General features: G+C 71.8%; 22 protein-coding genes. 12 read left to right on the top strand and 10 right to left on the bottom strand.

The annotated features are described in order from the left end of the window. Positions 1 to 172 precede the first annotated feature (172 nt). On the bottom strand, positions 173 to 1186 hold the full coding sequence (locus A6A25_RS39065) for an iron-siderophore ABC transporter substrate-binding protein (RefSeq protein WP_073899152.1): 1014 nt from the start codon (positions 1184 to 1186) through the stop codon (positions 173 to 175). Positions 1187 to 1266: 80 nt separating this feature from the next. Beyond that, complete coding sequence (locus A6A25_RS39060; RefSeq protein WP_073899150.1) at positions 1267 to 2607, bottom strand: lysine N(6)-hydroxylase/L-ornithine N(5)-oxygenase family protein; 1341 nt, start codon at positions 2605 to 2607, stop codon at positions 1267 to 1269. A 198-nt stretch (positions 2608 to 2805) separates the two neighbouring features. Here A6A25_RS39060 and A6A25_RS39055 point away from each other — a divergent pair, with 198 nt between their 5' ends. Together A6A25_RS39055 and A6A25_RS39050 are read left to right on the top strand one after the other, a co-directional pair. Further along, positions 2806 to 4422 (top strand): ABC transporter ATP-binding protein, encoded by a 1617-nt coding sequence (locus A6A25_RS39055; RefSeq protein ID WP_241829156.1) that lies wholly within the window; start codon positions 2806 to 2808, stop codon positions 4420 to 4422. Continuing rightward, positions 4419 to 6146, top strand: coding sequence for an ABC transporter ATP-binding protein (locus tag A6A25_RS39050; protein ID WP_143193702.1), 1728 nt, complete (start codon positions 4419 to 4421; stop codon positions 6144 to 6146). Before A6A25_RS39055 ends, A6A25_RS39050 begins: the two co-directional genes overlap by 4 nt. Positions 6147 to 6215: 69 nt before the next feature. On the opposite strand, the gene A6A25_RS39045 is transcribed toward A6A25_RS39050, so the two are convergent. The 6 genes from A6A25_RS39045 to A6A25_RS39025 form a co-directional block, all read right to left on the bottom strand. Then, positions 6216 to 6638 carry a hypothetical protein gene (locus A6A25_RS39045; protein WP_073899143.1) on the bottom strand — a complete coding sequence of 141 codons (423 nt, stop codon included), beginning with the start codon at positions 6636 to 6638 and terminating at the stop codon, positions 6216 to 6218. 25 nt (positions 6639 to 6663) lie between these two features. Further along, on the bottom strand, positions 6664 to 7782 hold the full coding sequence (locus A6A25_RS39040; RefSeq protein ID WP_073899141.1) for a HAMP domain-containing protein: 1119 nt from the start codon (positions 7780 to 7782) through the stop codon (positions 6664 to 6666). Further along, positions 7782 to 8444 carry a response regulator transcription factor gene (locus A6A25_RS39035; protein WP_073899139.1) on the bottom strand — a complete coding sequence of 221 codons (663 nt, stop codon included), beginning with the start codon at positions 8442 to 8444 and terminating at the stop codon, positions 7782 to 7784. The genes A6A25_RS39040 and A6A25_RS39035 overlap by 1 nt, the downstream gene beginning before the upstream one ends. A gap of 67 nt (positions 8445 to 8511) precedes the next feature. After that, positions 8512 to 8661, bottom strand: a complete 150-nt coding sequence (locus tag A6A25_RS45120; RefSeq protein ID WP_198933022.1) for a hypothetical protein — start codon at positions 8659 to 8661, stop codon at positions 8512 to 8514. Between the two features lie 201 nt (positions 8662 to 8862). Further along, positions 8863 to 9849 (bottom strand): LacI family DNA-binding transcriptional regulator, encoded by a 987-nt coding sequence (locus A6A25_RS39030; RefSeq protein ID WP_073899138.1) that lies wholly within the window; start codon positions 9847 to 9849, stop codon positions 8863 to 8865. A gap of 180 nt (positions 9850 to 10029) precedes the next feature. After that, positions 10030 to 10266, bottom strand: a complete 237-nt coding sequence (locus A6A25_RS39025; protein WP_073899136.1) for a hypothetical protein — start codon at positions 10264 to 10266, stop codon at positions 10030 to 10032. 103 nt (positions 10267 to 10369) lie between these two features. Here A6A25_RS39025 and A6A25_RS39020 point away from each other — a divergent pair, with 103 nt between their 5' ends. The 8 genes from A6A25_RS39020 (at position 10370) to A6A25_RS38985 (ending at position 16920) form a co-directional block, all read left to right on the top strand. Beyond that, a complete protein-coding gene (locus A6A25_RS39020) occupies positions 10370 to 10891 on the top strand; it encodes an MOSC domain-containing protein (RefSeq protein WP_241829155.1) in 522 nt (173 codons plus the stop codon). Between the two features lie 48 nt (positions 10892 to 10939). After that, on the top strand, positions 10940 to 12001 hold the full coding sequence (locus A6A25_RS39015; RefSeq protein WP_073899134.1) for an AAA family ATPase: 1062 nt from the start codon (positions 10940 to 10942) through the stop codon (positions 11999 to 12001). 8 nt (positions 12002 to 12009) lie between these two features. Beyond that, entirely contained in the window at positions 12010 to 13620 is a 1611-nt protein-coding gene (locus A6A25_RS42685) for a vWA domain-containing protein (RefSeq protein ID WP_241829154.1), read from the top strand. A 48-nt stretch (positions 13621 to 13668) separates the two neighbouring features. Next, positions 13669 to 14397, top strand: a complete 729-nt coding sequence (locus tag A6A25_RS43690; RefSeq protein ID WP_073899130.1) for an SDR family NAD(P)-dependent oxidoreductase — start codon at positions 13669 to 13671, stop codon at positions 14395 to 14397. Positions 14398 to 14521: 124 nt separating this feature from the next. Continuing rightward, positions 14522 to 14896, top strand: coding sequence for an SSI family serine proteinase inhibitor (locus A6A25_RS39000; RefSeq protein ID WP_073899128.1), 375 nt, complete (start codon positions 14522 to 14524; stop codon positions 14894 to 14896). A gap of 191 nt (positions 14897 to 15087) precedes the next feature. Next, entirely contained in the window at positions 15088 to 15774 is a 687-nt protein-coding gene (locus A6A25_RS38995; protein ID WP_073899126.1) for a hypothetical protein, read from the top strand. Further along, complete coding sequence (locus A6A25_RS38990; RefSeq protein WP_083669022.1) at positions 15761 to 16246, top strand: phage holin family protein; 486 nt, start codon at positions 15761 to 15763, stop codon at positions 16244 to 16246. Before A6A25_RS38995 ends, A6A25_RS38990 begins: the two co-directional genes overlap by 14 nt. Next, entirely contained in the window at positions 16222 to 16920 is a 699-nt protein-coding gene (locus tag A6A25_RS38985; protein WP_073899124.1) for a DUF3618 domain-containing protein, read from the top strand. Before A6A25_RS38990 ends, A6A25_RS38985 begins: the two co-directional genes overlap by 25 nt. A gap of 51 nt (positions 16921 to 16971) precedes the next feature. Here the strand turns inward: A6A25_RS38985 and A6A25_RS38980 are convergent, their stop codons facing one another. Further along, positions 16972 to 17265 carry a hypothetical protein gene (locus A6A25_RS38980; protein ID WP_073899122.1) on the bottom strand — a complete coding sequence of 98 codons (294 nt, stop codon included), beginning with the start codon at positions 17263 to 17265 and terminating at the stop codon, positions 16972 to 16974. After that, positions 17262 to 17654 carry a hypothetical protein gene (locus tag A6A25_RS38975; RefSeq protein ID WP_073899120.1) on the bottom strand — a complete coding sequence of 131 codons (393 nt, stop codon included), beginning with the start codon at positions 17652 to 17654 and terminating at the stop codon, positions 17262 to 17264. The genes A6A25_RS38980 and A6A25_RS38975 overlap by 4 nt, the downstream gene beginning before the upstream one ends. A gap of 469 nt (positions 17655 to 18123) precedes the next feature. On the opposite strand from A6A25_RS38975, the gene A6A25_RS38970 reads away from it, so the two are divergent. Next, positions 18124 to 19377, top strand: coding sequence for a hypothetical protein (locus A6A25_RS38970; protein WP_073899118.1), 1254 nt, complete (start codon positions 18124 to 18126; stop codon positions 19375 to 19377). Then, complete coding sequence (locus A6A25_RS38965; protein WP_073899116.1) at positions 19374 to 20000, top strand: 2'-5' RNA ligase family protein; 627 nt, start codon at positions 19374 to 19376, stop codon at positions 19998 to 20000. The genes A6A25_RS38970 and A6A25_RS38965 overlap by 4 nt, the downstream gene beginning before the upstream one ends. The last annotated feature ends 38 nt before the right edge of the window (positions 20001 to 20038 follow it).

The raw sequence follows: 20038 nt of genomic DNA, 5'->3' as shown, positions 1-20038 counted from the left end.
TGTCGAATTGCCGCTGCTCCGCAGACGGCGGGCGAGGTCGCCTGGAAGGCGGTCGTTCGCGCCTGATTTGCCGACGATCGAAAAGCGTGATCGCCGGCAAATGAGGCGCGAACGACCGACGCGACCTCGCGGGCGAGGCCCGACGGCACCCCCACCCGCACTCATCCACCGACTAGTTCTTGATCGCTTCGAGCAGCGGCACGACCTGCTCGATGCCGTAGGGCACGCTCAGCACGGTGTTGAACGACATGGCGGCGCCGATCGGCGGGTCCATGTAGGTCAGGAACAGGTCGCGCTTCTCGCTGACGACCTTGAGCCGCTGGTAGGCGGGCACGGACTTGACCCGGTCCCACGCGCCCTTGTCGAACATCAGCCACACCAGGCGGTCGGCGTCGAGCAGGTCGAACCGCTCCTCGCTGAACTCCGCCACGTTCATCTGGCCCGCGAGCTTGCCGATCTCGTCCACGAGGGTGAAGCCCAGCTCCTTCATGAAGGTGGCCTTCGGGTCGGTCGGCGCGAACGCGGAGTACTGGCCGGGCTTGAAGCTGTCGGCCACCACCATCGTCTTGCCCGCCCACTCGGGGTGCGCGGCCTTGGCCTCGCCGAACTTCTTCGCCACGCCGTCGATCAGGGCCTTGGCTTCCTTCTCCTTGCCCAGCGCCTTGCCGATGTGCAGGGTCTGGTCCTGCCACGGCGCCGCGTAGTCGGGGAACGCCTTGGGCTGCGCGACCACGGGCGCGATCTTGGACAGCGTGTCGTACTGCTCCTGCTTCATGCCGGAGTAGACCGCGAGGATCAGGTCGGGCTTGAGCGCGGCGACCTTCTCCAGGTTGTACTCGTCGCGCTCACCGACGATCTCCGGCTGGGTGCTGCCCCAGAGTTCCTTGGTCCACGGCCAGTTGCCGAACGGACGCTCCTTGAACCAGTCCACGACGCCGACCGGCTTGACGCCCAGGGCCAGCACGGGCTCCTGGTCGGACAGGCCGAGCGTGACGACCTTCTTCGGCTCGGCCTTGATCTCGGTGGTGCCGTACTTGTGCTCGACCGAGACGGGGAACGCGCCGGTGGAGGCGGCGGCGTTGGTCGGGCTCGTCCCGCCGGTGCCGGCGTCGCCGCCGCCCCCGCAGGCGGCCAGCGCCAGCATTGCGGCCGAGACGGCCGCGACCAGCTTGAACTTCGTGGACATCAGGGTTCCCTTTCGGCAGGCGCGGCGGCGCGCCGTGATACCAGGTTAGGTTTGCGCAACCTAACAAACGGTGGGGCGTGTCAGCTCACCCGTGAGACGCTGATCGCGTATTCGGGCTGCGAGGGCACCCCGGAGGGCACCGCCGGGGTCCGGCGGCCGAGCACGGACCGGAGGATCTCCCCCACCCGCACGGAGGTGTTGGACAGCAACGACGACGAGATGCCGTGCGTGTGCTCGGTGCCGCCCTGGAGGTAGAGGCCGGCCGGCAGGTCGTCGTCGGTGTCCAGGCGGTAGTCGCGGCCGACGCTGAGCCTGCCGTGCGCGTCCCGGGCGCAGTGCCCGGCCAGCTCGCCCAGCAGCGCGGTCGGGTCGGCCTCGCGGTAACCGGTGGCGTAGACGATCGCGTCGGCGTCGAGCACCTCGCGCGCGCCGGTGCCCAGCGACTCGACGGTGACCGCCACGCCGTCCGCGCGGTCGTCCAGCTCGGCTACCCGGGACAGGTTGAGCAGCCGCAACCGCTGCCGCCCCACCACCTTCTCCCGGTACACCCGCCGGTACAGCTCGGCGATCAGCTCGTTGTCGACCACCGCGTAGTTGGTGTTGCCGTGGTAGTCCATGAGCTTGCGCTTGACCTGCTCGGGCGCGGCGAAGTAGTCGTCCACGGCGGCGGGGTCGAAGATCCGGTTCGCGAACGAGCTGTCGTCGGCGGGGCTGTAGCCGTAGCGGGCGAACACCGCACAGACTTCGGCGGACGGGAACCGCTCGTGCAGGAACGCGGTGACCTCCGCGCCGCTCTGCCCGGCGCCGACCACGACGAGCCGGCGGGGGTCGGTCAGCGAGTCGACCCGGTGCAGGAAGTCGCGGTTGTGCCAGACCCGGTCGGACGGCCGGACGCCCTCGGGCAGCGCCGGGCGCAGGCCGGTGGCCAGCACCAGGTTGCGGGCGCGGCGCACCTCCACCTCGCCGGCCGACGTGCGCGAGACGACGTCGAAGTGCGTGATCACGCCGTCCTCGGTCACCGGGCGGACGTCCACCACGTCGTGGTCGTAGGACACCAGGTCGTCCACCCGGCCCGCGGCCCACTCGAAGTAGTCGTGGAACTCGACCCGCAGCGGGAACAGGTTCTTGTGGTTGATGAAGTCGACCAGCCTGCCCTTGTTGTGCAGGTAGCTCAGGAAGGTGAAGGTGCTGTTCGGGTTCCGCAGCGTCACCAGGTCCTTGAGGAAGGACACCTGCATGGTGGCGTCCTCGATCAGCATCCCGCGGTGCCAGCCGAACCGCGGCTGCCGTTCCAGGAAGTGGGCGGTCACCACGTCTTCGGGTCGCGCGGCGGCGTTGTACTCGGTGACGGCGATCGCGAGGGCCAGGTTGGACGGCCCGAAGCCGACGCCGAGGACGTCGAAGACCGGTGGCTGTGGCATGGCTGTCCCATCGGTGCGAGTACAGGGTGATCGAACTTTGGTTAGCCTAACCTAAGTTGATCCTTCGCGGGAGTGATCCAGGCCTCTCTGCTGATTAGGGTAGCCTCACCTAGCACTCAGCGGAAGGCGGGCACCGGGGTGAAGACCGTCCACAAGGCGGATGTCCTCAAGGGGGCAGTGGCCGGGCAGTGGAGATCCGTGACCGTCGCCTCGGCGCTCGGCGCGGCACACCAGACCGGCGAGGCCGCCGTGCCGCTGCTGATCGGCGTGGTGATCGACGAGGCCGTGCGCACCGGCGCGAGCGGGCGGCTGGCGCTGTGGATCGGTGTGCTGGCCGCGGTGTTCGTGGCGCTGTCGCTGAGCTTCCGCTTCTCCTTGCGCAGCGGGGAGAAGGCGTCGCACCAGGCCGCGCACGAGGTGCGGTCGCGGCTGGCCGCGCGGGTGCTGTCGGCGGACGGCGGCGCCGCGCACGGGAGGCTGTCCGGAGAGCTGGCGAACATCGCGACCAGCGACGCGCAACGGGTCGGACAGGTGAACCTGGCGCTGCCGATCGCGTTCTCCGCGGTGGTCGGCGTGCTCGTGGGCGCGGTGGCGCTGCTGCGCGTGTCGTGGGTGCTCGGGCTGCTGGTGCTGGTGGCCGCGCCGGTGTTGCTCGGCCTGGCGCACGTGCTCGGCAAACCACTCGAACGGCGCAGTGACGCCGAACAGGACCGGGCCGCGCTCGCGTCCGGGGTGGCGGCCGACCTGGTCGCCGGGCTGCGGGCGTTGAAGGGCATCGGCGCGGAAGCGACCGCGTCCCAGCGGTACCGGGTGACCAGCCGGTCGTCCATGGAGGCCGCGATCCGGGCCGCCCGGTCACGGGCCTGGCTGGACGGCTCGATGCTGGCCACGACCGGGGTGTTCCTGGCGATCGTGGCACTGGTCGGCGGTCACCTGGCCGCGTCGGGCACGATCACGGTCGGCGAGCTGGTGGCCGCGGTCGGGTTGGCGCAGTTCCTGCTGTGGCCGCTGTCGATCTTCTCCTGGGTCAACGGGCTGCTGGCGCAGGGCCGGGCCTCGGCCGCGCGGGTGGCCGAGGTGCTGGCCGCGCCCCCGGTCGTGCCGCCCGGTTCGTCGCCTTTGCCGCCTTCGGTGGCCGGGCGGGTCGAGCTGGACGGCGTGGTGTCGGGGTCGTTGCGGGGTGTGTCGTTGACGGCGGAGCCCGGTGAGCTGCTCGGCGTGGTGGCGCGCGATCCGGCGGACGCGGTGTCGTTGCTGGCCGTGCTGGCGCGCGAGGTCGACCCGGAGGAGGGCACGGTGGCGCTGGACGGCGTGCCGCTGTCCACTGTGGAGAGTGCGGCGCTGCGGTCGGCGGTGCTGGTGGCGGCGCACGACGCGGACCTGTTCGAGGGATCGGTGCGGGAGAACGTCGAGGCCGGTGGTGACCGGGTCGACGAGGCGATGGACGCGGCTCGGGTGCACGACGTGGCACGGGCGCTCCCCGATGGGCTGGACACGGTGATCTCGGCCCGGGGCCGGTCGCTGTCGGGCGGTCAGCGGCAGCGGGTGGCGCTGGCGCGTGCCCTGGCCGCGGCTCCCCCGGTGCTGGTGGTGCACGACCCGACGACCGCGGTGGACGCGGTGACGGAGGTGTCGCTGGCCGCCGGGATCAAGCGGGTGAGGGCCGGGCTGACCACGATCGTGGTGGCGACGAGCCCGGCGCTGCTGGCCGCGGCGGACCGCGTGGTGTTCCTGGCTTCCGGTGCCGTGGTCGCGGTGGGCGCGCACGCGGACCTGGTGGCCGACGACGACTACCGACTGGTGGTGTTGAGCTGATGCGCGAGTTGCTGGCGACCGCGTCCGGCGCCCGGACCTGGGCGGCGGTCGGCGAGTTGGTGCGACCGCGCCGCGCGTTGGCGTGGGGTGCGTTCCTGGTGCTCCTGGCGGGCACGGCGGTCGGGTTGCTCACCGCGCCCGTGCTCGGCCGGATCGTGGACGTGGTCGGCACCGGGTCGTCCGCCATCACGTGGCTCGTCGTGGTGCTGGTGCTGGTCGCGGTCGCCCAGGGCGTCTCCACGTCGTTCGGCACGTCCCTGGTGGCCCGGCTGGGCGAGGGGATGCTCGCCGACCTGCGCGAGAAGTTCGTGGAACGGGCGCTGCACCTGCCGTTGGAGCGGGTGGAGGAAGCCGGTGCGGGCGACCTGACCTCGCGGGTGACGCGGGACGTGCAGGTGATCGCCGACGCGGTGCGCAACGCGCTGCCGGTGATGGCGCGTTCGGCGTTGACGATCGGGTTGACCGTGGTCGGCATCGCCGTGCTCGACTGGCGGTTCCTGATCCCGGTCGTGTTGGCGCTGCCGATCCACGTGCACACCGTGCGGTGGTACGGCGGGCGGGCGGTGAAGCTGTACGCGGCGCAGCGGGTGGCCGTCGGCGTCCAGCAGCAGCAGTTGCTGGACTCGATCGGCGGCGCGGCGACCGTGCGGACGTTCGGGCTGGCGTCGTCGCACGTGTCACGGGTGCGGTCGCGGTCGCGGGAGGCGGTGGACCTGGCGTTGCGCGGGATCCGGTTGCTGACCCGGTTCTACGGTCGGCTGAACGCGGCCGAGTTCATCGGCCTGGCCGGTGTGCTGGTGACCGGGTTCTGGCTGGTCGGCGGGGGCGCCGCGTCGGTGGGCACGGCGACCGCCGCGGCGCTGTACTTCCACAGCCTGTTCAACCCGATCAACGCCGCCCTGGCGCTGGCCGACGACGCCCAGGCCGCCACCGCGTCGCTGTCGCGGCTGGTCGGCGTGGCCGACGAGCCGATGCCCGTGCTGGAGGGCCGGGTGCGACCGGTCGACACGACGATCAAGCTCGCCGGGGTGTCGTACTCCTATGTGGACGGTCACCCCGTGCTGCGGGACGTCGACCTGGAGCTGGGCGCCGGTGAGCGGGTGGCGCTGGTCGGCGCGTCCGGCGCGGGCAAGACGACATTGGCGAAGCTGATCGCGGGCGTGCACGAGCCGACCAGTGGGTGCATCAGCCTCGGCGGGGTGGAGCTGGGGGCGGCGGTGCGGTCGGTCGCGCTGATCACGCAGGAGGTGCACGTCTTCGCCGGTCCGCTGGCCGACGACCTGCGGCTGGCCCGCCCCGACGCCACCGACGAGCAGCTCACGGCGGCGTTGGAGCGGGTGGGCGCGCTGGGTTGGGCTTCGGCGTTGCCGTCCGGGCTCGACACCGTGGTCGGCGAGGGCGGTCACCGGCTGACCGTGGCGCAGGCGCAGCAGCTGGCGCTGGCCAGGCTCGTGCTGGCCGACCCGCCGGTGGCGATCCTGGACGAGGCGACCGCGGACGCGGGCAGCGCGGGTGCGCGTGAGCTGGAAAAAGCGGCGGCGCGGGCGTTGGACGGGCGGACCGGCCTGGTGGTGGCGCACCGGCTCACCCAGGCCGTGACCGCGGACCGCGTGGTCGTGCTGGACGCGGGCCGGGTGGTGGAGAGCGGCACGCACGACGAGCTGCTGGCCGCCGGCGGCCGGTACGCCGAGCTGTGGGCGGCCTGGTCGGGCACCCGGTCCTAGCCTCTCCCCGGACGGTGCGGCGGCCGGGTGGTGCGGGAGGCGCGAACCCCCTGCACCACCCGGCACGGTTCACTCGCCGTCGTGGATGATCACCCGCCGCGCCGAGGCCGCGGCGCCCGCCTTGCCGCCGGGGGTGTTGATGGCGGTGACGCGGTCGCCTTGGGCGATCTCCGACGCCGGCACCCGGGCGCCGCGCTTGAGCACCACCGTGGCCGAGGTCGCGGCCCACGGCACGGTGCGGGTCTCGTCGGTCACCTTGAACACCGTGACCACGTCGCCCTCCTTGCCGTCGGTGACGACGGGCGCGGTGACCACGCCATGCTGAGCGCCCGGGTAGCCCTTGCCCTCCTCGGCTTCCTCGGTGGCGGTTTCCCCGAAGACCGCGGTCTCCCCGACGACGGCACTCGCCGGTGTGGCGAAACCCAGGCCGGCGGTGAGGAGGGCGGCGGACGCGGTGGCGACGATGATGCGTCTGATCTTGTTGTTGTCCATGGCGAAGACGCTAGCGACACCGAGATCAACAGGACTTCAACGAAAACGCCGCCGTGGCAACGAGTCCTCCGCCCTCGCGCGCCCGCAGCCGCAGCGAACCCCCGTGCACGGCCATGATCGTGTCCACAATGGTCAGTCCTAGACCCGCGCCCGCGCCCGTCCCGGTGCGGTCACGCCCGCCCCTCCGGAACGGCTCGGTCAGCTCGGTCACCCTCTCGGCGGACAGCACCGGGCCGGTGTTCTCGACGCGCACGGCCCCGGCCGCGGTCCGCACCCGGACCAGGCCGCCGCGGTGGTTGTGCCCGACCGCGTTGCGCACCAGGTTGTCCACCATCACCTCGACCAGCACCCGATCACCCACGACGCTCGTCGGCGCCCTCTCGGCGACCAGGTCGACCCCGGCGTCGGCCGCAGGCGCACGCCACCGCCCCACCACCTCCTCGACCACCGCGTCGAGCGCGACCCGTTCGCGCCGCTGCGGCCCGTGCCTGCTCGACGCCAGCTCGAACAGGCCGTCGACCAACCGCTCCTGCCGGGCCAGCACCTCGCGCAGGTTCGTGGCCAGCTCGACCACGTCCGCGCCGGCCCGCGGCGCCGTCAGCGCCACGTCGACCAGGATGCGCTGGGTCGCCATCGGGCCCCGCAGCTCGTGCGAGGCGTTGGCGGCGAACAGCCGCTGTGCCGTGAACGCCCGCTCCAACCGGGCGATCATCTCGTTGAACGTCTCCGCCAGCTCCTTGAGCTCGTCGTCCGGCCCGGTCACGGGGATGCGCTCGTGCAGGTCCCGCTCCGACAGCCGGCGCGCGGCGGAGGACACCGCGCGGATCGGCCGCAGCACCCGACCCGCCATCACCCAGCCGGAGCCGAGGGCGACGACCGTCATCGCCCCGAGCGCGAGCCCGGACGCGGCCAGCAGACGGGTGCGCAGCTCGTCGCGGGCGCGCTGCTTGGCGTCCGGGGCCGCCTGGTCCGCGACCCGCGTCTGCACCAGCCACTTCCCCTCGCCGGCGGACGCCCTCGTCGACGGCGAGGGCGCGAACACCATGGCCAGGATCAGACCGATCAACACCGCTCCCGACGCCAGGAACAGCGCGCCGTAGAACACGGTCAGCCGCACCCGCGCGGGCAGTTCCGGTGCGCGCATCACGAGATCCGGTAGCCGACGCCGACCACCGTCTCGATCACCGGGACGGGGCCGAGCTTGCGGCGCAGCGAGGCGACCGTCGTGCGCATGCTGTTGGTGAACGGGTCGGTCAGCTCGTCCCACGCCCGTTCCAGCAGCTCCTCGGCGCCGACCACGGCACCGTCCGCGGCCAGAAGCACGCGCAGCACGGCGAACTCCTTGGGCGACAAGCGGATCGGCACGCCGTCCCGGCTCACCTCGAACCTGGCCGGGTCGAGTTCAACGCCCGCCCGGCGCAGCACCGGCGGGCTCGCCGGTCCGGTCCGGCGCAGCAGCGCCAGCACCCGGGCGACGAGTTCCTCGAACGCGAACGGCTTGGGCAGGTAGTCGTCCGCGCCGAGGTTCAACCCCGCCACCCGCGACAGCACGTCCACCGCGCCGGTCATCATCAACACCCGCACCGCGCCCTGCCATCGCCGCACGACGGCCCGGCACACGTCGTCACCGTGCACGTCGGGCAGGTCCCGGTCCAGCACCACCACGTCGTACCGGGTCATCGCGACCCGCTCCAACGCCGCGTCGCCGTCCAGCACGACGTCGACCGCCAGAGCCGCCGACTGCCGCAACCCGCGGGCCACGGTCTCGGCCAACAACCGGTCGTCCTCGACCACCAGCACCCTCACCGACGCCCTCCCTGCCCGGAGGGACCAGTGAACACCGGTCGACATCAACAGGACATAAACACCGGGGTCAGAACAGGACGATCAGCAGGATGATCGCGAGGACCACCGCGATCACGGTCGGGATGGTGGCGGGCGACCTGCGGTAGTGCCGCTCCACCGTGGTGGTGCGGAACCAGCTGCGCGGCAAGCGGCGGCGATGTCTCTCGACCCAAGGCATGTCGACTCCCAACGTGGTCTCGTCCCCCGAACGATCACCGGGGAGATACCCGCGACGGTCCGTCGTTAAGCGTGCTCGCGGTCGAACTCCGACGCCCGGATCGCCAGGACGTCCTGTCGTGGACGTGGCTCCGCTGGGGAACGCGCGGCACCGACATCCGGGCTGAGGCCCGGCGCGGCGTTCGGCGGCGCCGGGGAACGATCAGCCCGAACGGCGGGCGACGAACGTCGTGGGCAGCACCACCGGCTCACGCGTCGGCGCCGCGCCTTCCAGCCGGGACAGCAGCAGCCGTGCGGCGGCCTCGCCCATCTCCCGCATCGGCTGGCGCACGGTCGTCAACTCCGCGTGCGCGGCGATGGGTATGTCGTCGAACCCGACCACCGCGACGTCGTCGGGCACCTTGCGCCCGGTCGCGCCCAGCGCCCGGATCACGCCCAGCGCGGACAGGTCGTTGTGCGCGAACACCGCGTCGAAGCGCAGGCCGGTGGCCAACAGCTTCTCCGTCGCCACCGCGCCGCGATCGGTCCCGAAATCACCCTCCACGACCAGGCGCGGATCCACGTGCACCCTCGCGTCCCCGAGCGCGTCGAGGAACCCGTCCAGCCGCTCCCGCACGCACCCGAAGCTCCCCGGCCCGGTCACCACCGCGAACCCGGTGCGCCCGGCCGCCACCAAGTGCTGCGCCGCCGCCTGCGCGCCCTCGCGGTTCGTCGTGCACACCGACGGGAACCCGGGCCGGCTGCCCCGGTCGTCGATCATCACGACCGGCAGCCCCTGGTCGTGCAGCGTCTCGATGTAGCTCAACGTGTCCGGTGGCTCTATCACCAGCAGCCCGTCGAACGCCTTCGCCGACACGTGGCTGGCGAACTGCGCCAACGACTCCGCGCCCCGGTTGACCGTGTAGAGCAGCAGGCCGTAGCCCTCGGCCTCCAGCTCGTCCACCGCGCCCTGCACCACCTCGCCGGTCCACGGCCAGGTCAACGAGGGCACCAGCATCCCCACGGTCCGCGCCCGACCGCGGGCGAGCCCCACCGCGCGGGCACTGGGCACGTACCCGACGTCCGCGATCACCTGCCGCACCCGCGCCGCGGTCGCCGCGTCGACGTCCGGTTTGCCGTTGAGGACCCGGGACACGGTCGCCTTGCTCACCTGGGCGCGTTGGGCGACTTCGGCAATCGTGACACGCACGGTCCACTCCTCAACAGCGGTCGACGGCGACCCGGAACCGGTACCGAAACCGGTTACGGACACGCAGTCAACCCTCACGCACACGCAGCGTCAAGAGCGGATCGAGCAGCAACGGCCCGGTCCGCCCCGGTGCCACCGGTCAGGACGCGTCCGTTCAGGCGTCACGTGCGGGACTCGACTTCAGGCGAGCACCGCACGCCCCGCGGGCGTCAGCTCGGCGGGCACCCACACCCCGGAGCCGTCGCGTTGCGCCGGACGGAGCAACCCCGCGTGCGCCAGCTCCCGCGCCGCGACCTGGTCACTGCACAGCAGCCCGTCGACCTTCAGGTCCGGCTCGCTGCTCCGCGTCACCTCGGCCCGCCCCGCCGCGATCGCGCGCAGCAGTGCCCGTGCCCGGTGGTTCAACTCGTCATCCATGATCTTTCACCGTCGTCCCCAGTAAGGTGTGCACTGCTCATATCGCCGCGGCGGCCGAAAGTCTTACTTCGGTAGGGTCGGTCCCATGGGGATGATCGCGGCCGTGAGCCGGAGCAGGGAGTACACGTTCACCAAGCCCAACCGGGACTCGATCACCCTCCTCGCCGGGCTCGGCGTCGAGGGCGACGTGCACCAAGGCGTCACGGTCAAGCACCGGTCACGCGTCAAGCGCGACCCCACCCAGCCGAACCTGCGCCAGGTGCACCTCATGCACGCCGAGCTGCACGACGAGCTGAACGCCTCCGGCTTCCGGGTCGCGCCCGGCCAACTCGGCGAGAACGTCACCACGCGCGGTGTCGACCTGCTCGCGCTCCCGACCGGCACCCGCCTGCACCTGGGCCCCCACGCCGTGGTCGAGGTGACCGGGCTGCGCAACCCGTGCCCGCAGATCGACGCGTTCCGGGAAGGTCTGCTCAAAGAGGTCGTCGGTCGCGACGAGCACGGCAACGTCGTCCGCAAGGCGGGCATCATGTCGATCGTGCTGGTGGGCGGCGAAGTCCGGCCCGGCGACGAGATCCGCGTCGAACTGCCCGCCGAACCCCACACCCCCTTGGCACCCGTGTAAGGCGAAAACAGATCGACTCCGCGCGCCGGAACCCGAATCATCTCCGGCGTGCGAAGCGCTGTGGCCGTGACCCCCGTGCAGCTCCCCGAGGTGCTGCTGCACGTCGCTGTCGTGCGCCCGGTGTTCCTGTGGGGCGCGCCGGGCATCGGCAAGTCGTCGCTGGTGCGCGAGTTCGCCGACTCCCTCGGCCTGGAGTGCGTGACGCTGCTCGGCACCCAGCTCGCGCCCGAGGACCTGATCGGCGTGCCCGAGCTGGTCGACGGCCGGTCGCGGTTCGCGCCGCCCGAGTCGATCGCCCGCGACGAGCCGTACTGCCTGTTCCTGGACGAGCTGAACGCCTCCTCCCCCGAGGTGCAGAAGGCGTTCTACTCGCTGATCCTGGACCGCCGCATCGGCACCTACGAGCTGCCCGAGGGCTCGGTGGTGATCGGCGCGGGCAACCGTGCCACCGACAACGCCCTGGCCCGCCCGATGGCCTCCGCGCTGGTGAACCGCATGGTGCACGTCCACCTCACGGCGTCGCCGAAGGACTGGCTGGCGTGGGCGGCGGGCGCCGGCATCCACCCGTGGGTGCTGGACTACCTGACCCAGCGGCCCGATCACCTGTGGAGCGCGCCGCCGAAGGTGGAGGAGCCGTTCTCCACTCCGCGCGGCTGGCACATGCTGTCCGACGCGCTGCACTCGTACGGCGACGACATCACCGACGACGTGCTGGCCGTGCTGGCGTTCGGCACGCTCACGTCGTCGCACGCGTCGATGTTCAAGGCGTACGTCAAGACCGTGCGGCACGCGTACGGGCTGGAGGCGGTGCTGCGCGGTGACGCCCGGTGGCCGCACGCGCCGGAGGACCGGGACCTGCTGTACTTCCTGGCCGAGGCGTTGCGGGCGCGGCTGGTGAAGGAGCTGCCCGCCGACAAGGCGCACGCGCCGGCCGCCGGCAAGGTGTTGGCGCACCGGGGCAAGGCGCTGCTGGTGGAGCTGGCCGAGCTGTCGCTGGAGATCGCGCAGATGGTGATCGCCGCCGACGAGCACGGCAACCCCGTGCTGCCCGCGTGGTTCCTGGTCGAGGTGACCCGGGACCTACCGCGCCTGGTCGCGGCACGGGCGTGAGGCCCCGCGTGAAGCGGACCCGCGTCGACCCCGGCGCGCAGGCGTTCGCGGACGCGTGGCAGCTCGTCCGGCAGCACCCGCTGTTCGCCCCGATGACCACCAGGACTTCTCTGCTCCGCACCGGTGACCGGCCGTGGGCCTCGGTGGAGACCTCCGGTCGGCTGCGGGCGCACCGGACCCGCGTCGCCGAGACCGACGAGTGGGCGTGGGTGTTCGCGCACTGCCTGCTGCACCTGGGTTTCGCCGTGGTGGAGTGCCGCGAGGTGGTGGAGTTCCAGGCCGCGGTCAAGGTCGGCAGGCGGCCGGACTCGTGGGACGAACTCGGCTGCCTCGACGTGACCCCACCCGGACCGAATCCTCCACAGTGGACGGACTTGTTCGCCGCGGGGCTGTCCGGCGCGGCCGTGGCGGCGGTGGACGTGGCCGGTGGCGCGCGCCGACACCTCGCGGACCGGCGGCCGACGCGTTCGGTGTGGGACTTGGCGTTGAGCTGGTTCGTGTCGTCCTACCCGCTGCTGGGCGCGTTGGCGTCGGGCATGAAGGTGGTCGCGGACGCCGACCTGGCGCGGGGCTGGGACATCTCCATCGCCGCGGTCGACGCGTCGCTGGGCGAGATCTACGTCAACCCGCTCGTGCGCCTGACCCCGGCGGAGTGGCGGTTCGTGCTGGCGCACGAGATGCTGCACGCCGCGCTGCGCCACGCCGACCGCACCGACGGCCGCGACCCGTACCTGTGGAACGTCGCCGCGGACTTCGTGGTCAACGGCTGGCTGGTGGAGATGGGCGTGGGTGTCGCACCGGACGGCGTCCTGCACGACCCGGACCTGGCCGGGCTGTCGGTGGAGTCCGTCTACGACCGGATCACCACCGACCTGCGCCGCTACCGCAAGCTCGCCACGTTGCGCGGTCGCGGCTCGGACCTGCTCGGCGATCCCGCGCGCGTGCCGCGGCACACCGCCGACCTGGACGACTTCTACCGCCGCGCCCTGCTGACCGGCCTGAGCTACCACACCACCGAGCGCGGCCTGCTGCCCACGGGCCTGGTGGAGGAGATCCGCGCGCTGGAACAGCCGCCGTTGGACTGGGACGCCCGGCTGGCGCGGTGGTTCGAGGAGCACGTGCCGTCGGTCGAACGCCGTCGCACGTACGCCCGCGCGTCCCGCCGCCAGTCCGCCACCCCGCACATCCCGCGCCCGGGGTGGGTGCGGCCGGAGGAGGTCGAGCGGCGGGCGACGTTCGGCGTGGTGCTGGACACCTCGGGTTCGATGGACCCGAAGCTGCTCGGCAAGGCGTTGGGCGCCATCGCGTCGTACGCCCTGTCCCGTGACGTCCCGGCGGCACGGGTGGTGTTCTGCGACGCGGTGGCCTACGACGCGGGGTACGTGCGGGTGGAGGACATCGCCGGCCGGGTGCGGGTGCGCGGTCGGGGCGGCACGGTCCTGCAACCGGGCGTGGACCTGCTGGAACGTGCCGACGACTTCCCCGCCGACGGCCCGGTCCTGGTCATCACCGACGGGCAGTGCGACTACGTCCGGGTGCGCCGCGAGCACGCGTTCCTGGTCCCGAAAGGCGCCCGCCTGCCGTTCCGGCCCCGTGGACCCGTGTTCCGGATGAGCTGACCGGCGGAAGCGCTACTCTCCGCACCTGTGACAACACTCCTCGCAGGTATGGTCGCTCTGGTCACCGGTGCCGGTGGGCTCGTCGGACGCGGGATCGCGACGAGGTTCGCCCAGGCCGGTGCCGCCGTGGCCGTCCACAGTCGACGCACCGACGTGACGGACCTGGTCGCCGGGATCACGGCGGGCGGTGGCCGGGCGATCGCGTTGCGCGCCGACCTGTCCGACGAGGACGAGTGCCACCGGCTGGTCATCGACGCGGCCGAGTGGGCCGGGCGGTTGGACGCCGTGGTGAACAACGCGGGCGTGCAGCCGGTGCGGGCCCTCGCCGGGATGACGGCCGCGCAGTGGCGCGAGGTGGTGGACGTCAACCTGACCAGCGCGTTCTCCTGCACCCAGGCCGCGGCAGACGTGCTGCCGGCAGGTGGGTCGGTCACCCACATCGCCTCGATCGAGGGCACACACCCGGCCGCCGGTCACGCGGACTACAGCGCGTCCAAGGCCGCCCTGATCATGCACGCGCGGTCGGCCGCGCTGGAGTACGGGCCGCGGGGCATCCGGGTCAACACCGTCTCGCCCGGCCTCGTCGACCGCCCCGGGCTGACCGACGACTGGCCCGAGGGGGTCGACCGGTGGACGGCGGCCGCCCCGCTGAGACGGCTCGGTCGACCCGAGGACGTTGGTGACGCCTGCGTTTTCCTGGCCTCGCCGATGGCCTCGTGGATCACCGGAAACGACCTGGTGGTGGACGGCGGGATCTCCGCGCGACCCACTTGGTGAGCAATTCCGAGCGATTTGGAAATGTTAATTCACAGATTACGACATCCCGGTGAGATGGGAATCCGGCCGAATACCGACCACCCGATCAGGTCACCCCGGGGCCATGCGACGAACACGAACCCTCATGGCGTCCTTGTTCGCATCGGGCCTGTTGGCCGCTCCGCTGATCGCCGCCGGCACGGCGTCCGCCGCGCCGCCGGAGACCGATCTCGTGCTGGCGGTTCACCAGGAGGAATCCGGGGTCCAGACCACCCGGCTGACCTGCGACCCGGCGGCGGGAGACCACCAGGCGGCGCAGCTGGCGTGCGGCGAGATCGAGGCGGCCGACGGTGATTTCACGCAGCTGCCCGGCACCGAGCCGCAGGTGTGCACCTTCGACTACCGACCGGTGACCGCGGTCGCATTCGGCTCGTGGCGCGGTGAACCGGTGCGTTACGTCGAGGAATTCCCGAACCGGTGCGTGATGGAGCAGGAGACCGGCGCCGTTTTCTCGTTCTGACCGTTTCCCACCACGACTGACGACCCCGTGGCCGATCCCGGCCGCGGGGTCGTCGCACATTTCTCCGATTATCCGGCGACACCGTCCGTACACGACCGTGCACGGAGATGGTTGCTGTTGCGAAGGAGGTTAACCGCGCGCCACGGGGGTAGGTCGGTAGGCGAGAGCACGTCGACCGTGAGGAGTCCGTCGTGGACGAGAACCAGGTGGGTGCGGTCCGCGAGACCGCCGGACAGGAGGGCACCGCCGTGGCGCAGCACGCCAGGCAGGCCGCCGGAGAGGTGCGTTCGACCGCACGTGAGCAGGTCGGACAGGTGGCCCACGAGGCGACGGGCCAGGCCAAGCACGTGGTGCACGACATGCGTGAACGGGTCGCGTCCGAGGCCGAGGAACAGGCGCGGAAGGTGTCGCGGCAGATCGACCGGATCGCCGACGAGCTGGGCACGATGGCCGACGGTTCGGGCCCCGATTCGCTGACCGCGGGCGCGTTGCGCCAGGTCTCCGACGCCGGTCGGCAGGCGGCGCGCTACCTCGACGAACGCGGTGCGCGCGGGCTGCTCGACTCGGCGCAGGACTTCGCCCGGCGCAAGCCGGGGACGTTCCTGATCGGCGCGGCGGTGGCCGGTTTCCTGGTCGCCCGTGCCGCGAAGAGCATGAGCGGGTCCGACCAGCCGCGCCAGGTCCAGCCGCAACGCGGCTACACCGACCAGGTGCCGACGACGCCGGTGACCACGCCGTCCGCGGTGCCGACGCCGTCGCCCACGCCGATGGCGCAGCCCGCGTACGGCACGGTGGCGCCGCAGGTCCCGTCGGAGCACCCGACGCCGTCGCCGCGCACCCCGTACCAGTCGGAGGGGGCGCCGTATGTCCAGCGCTGAGACCCGGACGACGGGGGCGCACGTGCCGGAGAGCCGGGTGCCGACCGGAGCCGTGCCGGGCGGTGGCGTGTCGGGTGGTGCCGTGCCGGCCGACGACCAGGCCTCGCTCGGTCAGCTCGTCGGTGAGCTGACCGAGGACCTGTCGCGGCTGATGCGCCAGGAACTCGAGCTCGCCAAGGCCGAGATCCGCGAGGAGGCGTCCAAGGCGGGCAAGGCGGCCGGGATGCTGGGCGTGGCCGGGTTCGCCGGGTACATGACGGCGGTGCTGCTGAGCCTGGCGCTGGTGTTCGCGCTGGCCACGTTCATGGGGCTGGGCTGGGCGACGCTCGTCGTCGCCGTGCTGTGGGCCATCGTCGGCTTCGCCCTGTTCTCCGCCGGCCGGTCGCGGCTGCGCAAGGTGAACCCCAAGCCGGAGCGCACCATCGAGACGTTGAAGGAGGACGCGGAATGGGCCCGTCACCCGACCAAATAAGGCACGACATCGACCGCACGCGCGCGGAACTGGTGGCGGACGCCAACCGGATCGTCGACCACACCAGGCCGCGCAACATCGCACAACGCCGGGTGGACCGGGTCCGGCACCGGATGAGCACGTTGAAGGAGCGAGTCATGGGCACGGTTCCGGAGGCCGCCTCGACGGTGCAGGACCGCACGGCGGGCATGGCGTCCACCGTGGGCGAGAAGGCGCACGGCGCCGCTTCCACCGTCGGCGACAAGGCCCAGCAGACCGCGTCGGTGGTCAGCGAGAAGGCCCAAGAGGCCGCGCACGCCGTTCAGCAAGCGCCTGAGCAGGCACGACAACAGGCGCGCGGCAACCCGTTGGCGGCGGGGCTGATCGCGTTCGGCGCGGGTGCGCTGGTCGCGACCCTCATCCCGGCGACCCGGGCCGAGCAGGACGCCGTGCGGCAGCTCAGCGAACGCGCCGGCGGCGCCATGGAACCGGTCAAGGAGGCCCTCACCGAGTCCGCGCAGAAGCTGAAGGACGACGCGGGCACCGTCATGGGCGAGGCCGCGGAGCAGGTCAAGCAGGTCGCCCAGGAGGCCAAGCAGACCACCGTGGAACAGGCCAAGGGCTCCGCCCAGGAAGTGGGCCAACACGCCCGCGAATCGGGCCAACACGTGAAATCCGAAGTCCGCAACCAGTAACGCCCCACGTGCGGGCAGCGCCGGCACCTGGTGTGTCGGCGCTGCCCGCACTCACGCCCGTCCCCCCACCTGATCCAGCCACACCAGGTGCACCCGCCGCACCCCGGCCGACCGCGAACTGATCTCGAACAACACCCGCGCACTCTCCGCACTTCCGGACCTGAGCCGGAAACCACCCTCCACCGCATCGACGTCGACACGGTCGGCATAGGCAAGCCCATACCCGGCTACGCGGACGTCTCCCTCCTCGCCGTGCTCCTCGACCACAGCGAACCGTCGCGGCACCGCCTCCCAAGCCACCTCGTGCAACAAGGCGGTCAACGCCTCATCGGCCAAGTCACTCACGCGCTCACTCCTTCCAAGGTCCCGATGAGGTCGGCCAACTCGTCGGCGGACATCAGGGCGTTGCCGGCTTCGTCCGGGGTGATCAGCCACATCACCGCCGTCTCCCCGAGGGCGCTCGGTGGCAGGGGCACAGGTGTTCCCGCGTCGAGCACACGCGCTTGACCACTTAGCAACACGGACGGGACCGGAGGTCGGACGAGGAAATAGGCGAACGGCATCCCCTGGACGGCGAGAACCGGCGTCCGGCGCGCGGCGAACGCGGGATGCCGGGCGATCGCCTCCGCCAGCGAGTCGAACACCATGAAGGCACCAAGGCGGGACCCCGTCACGGTGAGCACGTTGGGCAGATGCAAGCCGGGGACGGACCACAACGCGCGCACCTCCTCCACGCGGGTGGTCGCTCGTTCGACCGGGACGAGGAGAGGGCTGACGACCTGTCGCTCGTCAGCCGGATCGGCGAAGTGCCCGCGGTGCCAGATGGCTCCGGGAACGACGGGCCAGCCCAACCGGGCATAGCGCAAGGCGGCGGACGAACTCGCGGATGACGGGACGATCGGTGTGCTACTGGACACTGACCAAACTCCTCTGTGGCAAATCTCCTGAGTCCGAGTGAAGCGGTTCACCCGTTCGGGTGGAGTTCCACGACGGAGGAGGCTTTCGCTGGACATGCACCCGACGGTCCAGCCTCCAAGTCCAGTGCGGGGAGGCCGGATACCGGGGCAGCCCAGGGAGGATCGGGGCGCGCGGGGCGATGACGCACCGGATCAGCTTGGCTACGCTCTCGTCGTGCCCGAGCCCAACCGCCTGCTCCGCGCGGCACGCGAAGCCACCGCATCCCGCCAAGTCGCTGGTGCGCACATGTCCCGACGCGAACTGGCCGAGGCCGCCGTCGCGTGGCTGCACGAGACGGCCGGCAAGACCGTGGCCCTGGACGCTCACTACATCGCCAAACTGGAACGCGGCGTCGTGGGCCGCCCCTCCGAGCACTACCGGGCGGCACTGCGCGCGGTCCTGGGAGTCGCGGCGGACGCCGACCTCGGCTTCTCCCCGCACCTGTCCCCCGCCGTCGTCACCTCGGATCCCCGGCCCGGGCCGGCGACGAGCACTGTGGAGGAGTTGCTGATGAGTGCGGCAGACGAGTCTTCCCGCTTCCTGGCGTGGGCGGAGTCGACGAATGTCGGCGACCTGACCATCGACCAGGTGCACGGCGAGGTCCGGCGGATCTCCCGCTCCTACCTGAAGGTGCCGACCTTGCCGTTGTTCGCCCGTACCAAGGCGTTGCGGGATCGAACGTTCACGCTGCTGACCGGGCACCAGAATCCCCGGCACACACGTGAGTTGTACGCTGCCGCAGGGTGGTCGCTGACCGTGCTGTCGTGGATATCGGTGGACCTGGGCCGCGCCGACGCCGCCGAAGACCACGCCCGCGCGGCGTGGATGTGCGCCGACCGGGCCGATCACAACCCCCTACGCGCGTGGGTGCGCGCCACCCAGCACACCGCCTCGTTCTGGCGGGCCGACTACATCGCAGCCGCGCAGTACGCGGCCGATGGTCTGAACTACACCGGCACGGGGACGGCGAAGCTGTTCCTGTCCAGCGCTCTCGCGCTCGACCTGGCGCGGGCGGGCGACGCCGCGCGCGCCGACGACGCGCTGCGCCGCGCGCAGCGGGTCGCGGACATCGACGCGCGCGCCGAGGACGAGTTGGGCGGACCGCTCACGTGCTCGGTCGACCGCGCGGGGTCGCTGTGGTCGGACACCGAGCTGGCACTGGGCCGCGCCGACGACGCGCTGACGTTCGCCGACCGGGCCGTGGCGGAATTCGAGGCCACACCTGAGGAACGCCGGAACCGAGGATCCGAGCGCATGACACGCCTCCAGCAGGTCAAGGCACACCTGGTACTCGGGGACCTGGGTACGGCCGAGGACGCGCTGCGGTCCGTGCTGGACACACCCGCCCCTCACCGCGTTCGGCCGCTGGTGCACCGCGTGACCGAGGTCGGTGTGCTGGCGGCACGGACAGGCGGCACTGCTGATCCGGTGGCGCGACGAATCCACCGTGCCGTTGCCGACTTCCGCAGGGACGTCGTGACGAGGGAGTTGACCGCTTGAGCGAGCTGGAACCGATGCGCGACCACTGGTGGTGGCGGCCGGGTTGGCGGGCAGGCCGGTCGTTCTACACTTGGCACATCACGTTGGCCGACCAGCCCGGCGCGCCACGGCTCGTCGCCGACTACGCACCCGCGCTCACCGAGCTACCCCAACTCGACCCGGTGCCGGCACGGTGGCTGCACCTGACGTTGCAGGGCATCGGCTTCACCGACGAGATCGACCGACACGATGTGGACCGCATCGTCGCGGCGGCGGCGAAGCGCTGCTCCGGGCTGGAGCCGTTCACCGTCACCATCGGCCCCGCCCACGTCGACCGGGAAACCGTTCAGATGCCCGCCCGGCCGCTCGAGCCGTTGGCGGAGCTCCGGCTGGCGATCCGCGCCGCGATCGGGGACGTGTGGGGACGGGACAACGTGCCGGAACCGGAAGGCGGATTCCGGGCTCATGTCACCCTCGGCTACTCCAACGCCGCCGGTCCCGCCGAACCGATCGCCGAGGTGCTGAAGGCCAACGGCGGGCACACAGCGGAGGTGGTGGTGTCGTCCGTGTCCCTGATCGACTTGCACCGGGACAACAAGGCGTACGAGTGGACCGACGTCGCCCTCGTGACGTTCGGCGGGTGAGACTCCGCGCCGAGGCACGAACCATGACCGGCCGACGC

Source organism: Saccharothrix sp. CB00851 (assembly GCF_001905065.1).
GTDB lineage: Bacteria > Actinomycetota > Actinomycetes > Mycobacteriales > Pseudonocardiaceae > Actinosynnema.
The sequence above is the reverse complement of the archived record's forward strand: the minus strand, read 5'-3'. Positions and strand labels throughout refer to the sequence as shown.

Bases quoted from the DNA above. Each gene is read 5' to 3' on its own strand.
- A6A25_RS39065 (WP_073899152.1), bottom strand. From the start codon at position 1,186: ATGTCCACGAAGTTCAAGCTGGTCGCGGCCGTCTCGGCCGCAATGCTG.
- A6A25_RS39060 (WP_073899150.1), bottom strand. From the start codon at position 2,607: ATGCCACAGCCACCGGTCTTCGACGTCCTCGGCGTCGGCTTCGGGCCG.
- A6A25_RS39045 (WP_073899143.1), bottom strand. From the start codon at position 6,638: ATGGACAACAACAAGATCAGACGCATCATCGTCGCCACCGCGTCCGCC.
- A6A25_RS39040 (WP_073899141.1), bottom strand. From the start codon at position 7,782: ATGCGCGCACCGGAACTGCCCGCGCGGGTGCGGCTGACCGTGTTCTAC.
- A6A25_RS45120 (WP_198933022.1), bottom strand. From the start codon at position 8,661: ATGCCTTGGGTCGAGAGACATCGCCGCCGCTTGCCGCGCAGCTGGTTC.
- A6A25_RS39025 (WP_073899136.1), bottom strand. From the start codon at position 10,266: ATGGATGACGAGTTGAACCACCGGGCACGGGCACTGCTGCGCGCGATC.
- A6A25_RS43690 (WP_073899130.1), top strand. From the start codon at position 13,669: ATGGTCGCTCTGGTCACCGGTGCCGGTGGGCTCGTCGGACGCGGGATC.
- A6A25_RS39000 (WP_073899128.1), top strand. From the start codon at position 14,522: ATGGCGTCCTTGTTCGCATCGGGCCTGTTGGCCGCTCCGCTGATCGCC.
- A6A25_RS38990 (WP_083669022.1), top strand. From the start codon at position 15,761: ATGTCCAGCGCTGAGACCCGGACGACGGGGGCGCACGTGCCGGAGAGC.
- A6A25_RS38985 (WP_073899124.1), top strand. From the start codon at position 16,222: ATGGGCCCGTCACCCGACCAAATAAGGCACGACATCGACCGCACGCGC.
- A6A25_RS38970 (WP_073899118.1), top strand. From the start codon at position 18,124: ATGTCCCGACGCGAACTGGCCGAGGCCGCCGTCGCGTGGCTGCACGAG.